Annotated in this window: 5 protein-coding genes; 3 read left to right on the top strand and 2 right to left on the bottom strand. The window is 47.1% G+C overall.

Annotated features, from left to right (window positions below; genetic code table 11):
- On the bottom strand, positions 1–238 hold a 238-nt coding region (locus J7439_RS24800; protein ID WP_209204733.1), incomplete at its 3' end, for a hypothetical protein.
- A complete protein-coding gene (locus J7439_RS24795; protein WP_209204732.1) occupies positions 235–1,158 on the bottom strand; it encodes a hypothetical protein in 924 nt (307 codons plus the stop codon). The genes J7439_RS24800 and J7439_RS24795, both read right to left, overlap by 4 nt.
- Before the next feature lie 307 nt (positions 1,159–1,465).
- On the opposite strand from J7439_RS24795, the gene J7439_RS24790 reads away from it, so the two are divergent.
- The 3 genes from J7439_RS24790 (at position 1,466) to J7439_RS24780 (ending at position 4,738) form a co-directional block, all read left to right on the top strand.
- On the top strand, positions 1,466–1,624 hold the full coding sequence (locus tag J7439_RS24790) for a hypothetical protein (protein ID WP_209204731.1): 159 nt from the start codon (positions 1,466–1,468) through the stop codon (positions 1,622–1,624).
- Positions 1,625–1,928: 304 nt separating this feature from the next.
- A complete protein-coding gene (locus tag J7439_RS24785) occupies positions 1,929–3,518 on the top strand; it encodes a phospholipase D-like domain-containing protein (protein ID WP_209204730.1) in 1,590 nt (529 codons plus the stop codon).
- Positions 3,519–3,757: 239 nt separating this feature from the next.
- The gene (locus J7439_RS24780; protein WP_209204729.1) at positions 3,758–4,738 is read left to right on the top strand and encodes a transposase; all 981 of its coding nucleotides are present in this window, start codon (positions 3,758–3,760) and stop codon (positions 4,736–4,738) included.
- Positions 4,739–5,247: the final 509 nt, after the last annotated feature.

Raw genomic sequence — 5,247 nt, 5'->3', positions numbered from 1 at the left:
CCCCGATGCCGGCTTGTGCATGGTCACCCGAGGTTGTGACATGGCTGTACACCGCCGTGGTGTTGTCAACCCTTCCGTAAACCACCCCACCCCCAATGCCGGCGTCTGCATATTTACCCGAGGTTTCGACCCTGCTGTTCACCGCCGTGGTGTTGGCAACCGTTCCTCCACTTCCAACAGCCCCACCCCCGATGTCGGCGTCTGCATATTTACCCGAGGTTTCGACCCTGCAGTTCACCGCTGTGATGTTGCCAACCATTCCTTTAACCTCCCCCCCCCGATGCCAGCGTAATTATGATCACCATTGGTGAGAATATGAACATCTTTCGCCCGGATATTACTGACTATGCCAGTATCATCAACAACACAGGCTGCTAACCCGGTCGTCTTCCGGGAAGTTATATTGGCACCAGTAAAGTGAAGGTTACTGATGTTGCCTTGCAGAATGTCAACAAAACAGTCAGACAGGTCGCTGATGGTACGGCACTGCCCATCGTACTGCCCGGTGAATGGATCGGTATCACTGCCAATGGACTGATAGTCTTGAGTGACAACAATATCCGCCGTCTGTTGGTATGTACCGTACAGTGGATAGCAGGGATCTCGACCAATCTTGTCCAGGGTTTTCGTATCATTAATCTTTAAGGGCATCTTTATGGGTTGTGGACAATCGGCAGTGGCATCCGAATTCGCATACTGAAAAGAGCTGGCCAGAGTGCCAAGGGCAAGTAGTCCTTTGGTTCCCTCACTCCCTTGATAGCGAGCCATGGATAGCTGTTGAAGGGGTACGTCTTTCGAGCCGGTTCCTTTTTCCTGAGCCTCTTCCCGGGTTTCTTTTGATGTCTGTGGTAATTCCGGTTTTGCATCCGGCCCGGACAAACCGCTCCCGGACCAGGCATTGGCCATATCTTTCACTATGAAAAGAATGGAACTCGACGGCAGGATAGCTACTGTGGCTAGTCGCACAAGATCTTCCACTGCTTTGCGTGAATTGAAACTGAGGCAAGGATCTTCCGTTGGAATCAATGATTTCGCAAATGCTTTACAAACAGCAACGCCATGGCCGAGCCAGGAACATTCGATGCCATTCCCTGAACATTGGGAAGCACTGTCGCAAATTGGTTGCTGAGTGGGCTGCTGAATGGGTTGCTGAATCATAAATAGGACTCTTGATGTTGTATTGCATAACAGTACATTAGAACTGTGCACAAAAAATTACCGGGCACTCTTCTTCGAACATGCGGTGTTGTAAAAGTTTCTGATTCATTTTTTTATTTAAGGGTTCGTGTTGCAGGCGTCGTGTTATTTTTATAAATGAATGGTGGTATATATTTGAAAAAACCCGGAACAGGCGCTTCCATATCTACTCAGTAGCTACTTTGAACTAGTTGACTGGTCTAGCCGAATTGTCCGAAAAGAAAAACGTGGTCGTATAACTGACGATGTACCACCTATCCTGGAGCGCTTGGGTATTGACCCAAAAGAATGGCTGGAGACTATGCGCTGGAATAATCGTTTTCACCGTGCAGTCGGCAAGCTGGCTTCACTGAAGGCTTATGCAGAAAGCACCGGAAAATGCTGGGTTCATGGGATGTCTGTGAGCGGTGCTCTCTACCCTGCCTGATCAACGTATTTTCATTTACTTTAATGTGTCAGAATTTTCTGAATACACTTTCTTATATTGTCTTTACAATGTCTTCTATCTGGCTGTTGCTGAGTGCTTTTTATACGATTCCTGTTTGGTATAAATGTGAAATTCTTACAATGATCAATACTATCATTTAAAAAATAAATAAATGTTGTACTCTCTTCACTTTTTAAAAAGTGGGTGTCCTTTTATTGTCGTGCTGGATACGCTGTTTCCCCACTTGCTGTTAGCTGATGTGTGCCGATATCCATACCAGCTGATAAGAAACGGATTCAGAAACATGCCGGGAAAAATCACTGTTGGAGGTCAACAGTCACTTATAGCGCCGCCTTCGAAACAAGACGCTGAGCTACAGGCCAAAGGAGGTCAGCGTTTTCGAGTCGCCGGGCGGTTACGCTTGATCACTCCCTTCTCTCCTTCAATTTCAAAACCAGGGAAAGCCGTTAAACAAAACTTCGATAAATTGAGTACACAACATCTGGGCAAAAAAATAGGACTGCGCCACTCTAATGTATTGCGTTACTCCAGATTGCCATCAATACACAAACTTTCTGCACCAGGGTCAATCAACACGGCTGCTCGCCCATTCCAAAAAGCAGTCAGTCAAATAGCTGAAAAATTTGCCAGTAAGGGTACAGTACCAAAAGAGTTGATAACAACTCAACGCAATGCCATTGAAAAAGTCACCATTGGCGGTGATGAGATATTTGGCTCCTTTGGTTCAGTGATTCGTGGTGCCAAAGAGGAAGTATTGATCCAGACTTTTTCCTGGGAGCCCAACTCACCCGGAGTTCAGGAACATATCATTCCGGCTATACAGGCATTACAGGCTGAAGCGAAACGTCACCCTGATTCTTTTTCCTTACCATTGAAAATTCGAATTCTGGTCAATCAGGCCAGAGGCCCGGCAGCCAAATTTATGAAACGTAAAAAAGGCAATCGTGCGCCAACGATAGAAAATTTACTGCCTAATCTGGGTAACATTGATAAGAACCTGCTGAATATCAAAGGAGGCGTCCACGTTAACAAACTGACTGATGGACTGCACAGCAAGACAGTTATTGCAGATGGTCAGCGTGTTGCCATTACCGGTGCTAATGTCCAGAAGCGCAATCATGCCACTGATGAACGCAGTGGATTGGCAGCTTACGATACGGGCGCTGTTTTGCGAGGGGAAGTCGGTTTGTCACTTCGAGCAGGCTTTGAACATAACTGGGAAAGAAGTCTTGATGCTCAGGATCAACCCAACCAAAAACTTCGAAGGTTAAGTGTGAGCCCTGACTTTGACAATGACTCAATGCTCACTGAGACACCCATAACAGTACTGACTCGAAAAGCCAATATAGACCCTTTCAACAGATCACTTGCCAGCCCACAGGCTCAGGGCTTTTTGAAAGCAATTCAAAAAGCAAAGAACCGTATTTCCATTCAGTCGCCCAACCTGAATAATCCGTTTCTGATCAAAGCGTTAGTCGCCGCAGCCCACCGCGGGGTGAAGGTCGAGCTGTTATTGTCCAAGCGTTTCAATGAGGAGCGTGAAAGCGCGCTGGGCGCTGGTGGTACCAATGCAAAAGCGGTCAAAAAGCTGAAGTCACTCTCCAAAAACAGTTCAAACCTGGATATTCGCTGGTATGTTGCCCCCGGGGGGAATGAGCCGGTCGAGGAGAACCGATTAGGCGATGGTGCCAGTCATGCTAAGTTTGCCAGCTTTGATGACCATATGGTGGTGATTGGCTCTTCGAATCAGGACAATCAAAGCTGGTACTATGCGGATGAAACCTCACTCGCAATCGCTGGAAGGGACAATACAGTCTACGTTCGTGATCGTCTGTTTCAGCCAGCTTTTGACCGAAGTGTTGCTGCCGATTAGCTCCGCAGCCCTTTACTGGTTCTGAGCAAGTACATCGCCCACATCGCCATCCCAACCACCGCAAGGATAGAAAATAAGAAAGGAAATAAGGGAAAAGGAAATAAGGCGGAAATAAGCGGCGAAATAAGGGCGAAATAAGGGACACCCAAAAATTTGACTAATCGGCCACACCGTCTATTTTTCTTCTGGACCCTCTTAAGGGCATTAAGGAAATCTACCCAGTAACCAAAAAAAATGATATGACGACCGCCCGAAAAAACCTCATAGATCCAGCCAGTACGCCCTACTACCACTGCATGGCACGCTGCGTTCGCAGGGCCTTCCTATGCGGCAAAGATAATTTCTCAGGCAAAAACTATGAGCATCGCAGGCAATGGGTGGTTGATCGGTTGAAAGCACTTTCCGGTATTTTTGCCCTGGAAGTCTGTGCTTATGCGGTGATGTCGAATCATTATCATGTGGTGCTCCATATCAATAGTCAGCAAGCCAAAAAATGGGACACCAAAGCAGTCTTACAACGCTGGACGCAGCTTTTTTCAGGCCCGCACCTGGTTCAGCGTTTTCTTGTCGGCGATCAGCTGGGCAAAGCAGAGCTGCTGCGTGTCGAAGAATATGCCCAGAAGTACCGAGGTCGCTTAATGGATATCAGCTGGTTCATGCGCTGTCTCAACGAATATTTAGCCCGGCTGGCCAATAAAGAGGATGAGTGCAAAGGGCGCTTTTGGGAAGGTCGTTACAAAAGTCAGGCTCTGTTAGATGAGGCAGCATTGCTGACTTGCATGGCCTATGTCGACTTGAACCCCATCCGGGCAAAAATTGCCGCAACACTGGAAACCTCAGAACATACTTCTATTAAAGAGCGCATTGAGTCATACGACAGCGCAAACGGAAAAAAACAAAAGACACACTTGAAACCGTTAAAAGCTCAGGGTCAAAACCCGGAACAGGCGATTCCATACCCACTCAGTAGCTATTTTGAACTGGTTGACTGGTCTGGCCGAATTGTCCGAAAAGACAAGCGTGGTCGTATAACTGACGATGTACCACCTATCCTGGAGCGCCTGGGTATTGACCCAAAAGAATGGCTGGAGACTATGCGCTGGAATAATCGTTTTCACCGCGCAGTCGGCAAGCTGGCTTCACTGAAGGCTTATGCAGAAAGCACCGGAAAATGCTGGGTTCATGGGATGTCTGTGAGCGGTGCTCTCTACCCTGCCTGATCAACGTATTTTCATTTACTTTAATGTGGCCAGAATTTTCTGAATGCTCTTTCTTATATTGTCTCGATAGTATCTTCTATCTAGCTGTTGCTGAGTGCTTTTTATACGCTTCCTGTTTGGTATGAATTTGAAACTCTTACGATGATCAATACTATCATTTAAAAAATGAATAAATGTCGTACTCTCTTCACTTTTTAAAAAGTGGGTGTCCTTTTATTTTTCAGGGATGAACCGCACAAACACAACCAACAACACAAACAGCCAGGGTGTTCCCTGCGCCTGCAGGGATGAACCGCACAAACACAACCAACAACACAAACAGCCAGGGTGTTCCCTGCGCCTGCAGGGATGAACCGTAAGCCGGTTTTGAAAAAACTGAAGTAATCGGGTAAGGGCTGGTCTTTCTCCAACCCTCCCCACAGCACCCGGCATGCGGGTCCGCACCGGGCGGTTCAACAATGATGGTGAAACCTGATCCATAAGTCTTTCAATGAAACAAGCCCAATTTT

It is taken from the genome of Salinisphaera sp. G21_0, from assembly GCF_017744115.1.
In the GTDB taxonomy this organism is placed as follows: domain Bacteria; phylum Pseudomonadota; class Gammaproteobacteria; order Pseudomonadales; family Endozoicomonadaceae; genus Endozoicomonas.
Note: the sequence above shows the minus strand (reverse complement) of the source record. Positions and strands in the feature narration are given on the sequence as shown.

Excerpts from the sequence above, each read along its gene's own strand:
- J7439_RS24795 (WP_209204732.1), bottom strand. The coding sequence starts at position 1,158 with ATGATTCAGCAACCCATTCAGCAGCCCACTCAGCAACCAATTTGCGAC.
- J7439_RS24785 (WP_209204730.1), top strand. The coding sequence starts at position 1,929 with ATGCCGGGAAAAATCACTGTTGGAGGTCAACAGTCACTTATAGCGCCG.
- J7439_RS24780 (WP_209204729.1), top strand. The coding sequence starts at position 3,758 with ATGACGACCGCCCGAAAAAACCTCATAGATCCAGCCAGTACGCCCTAC.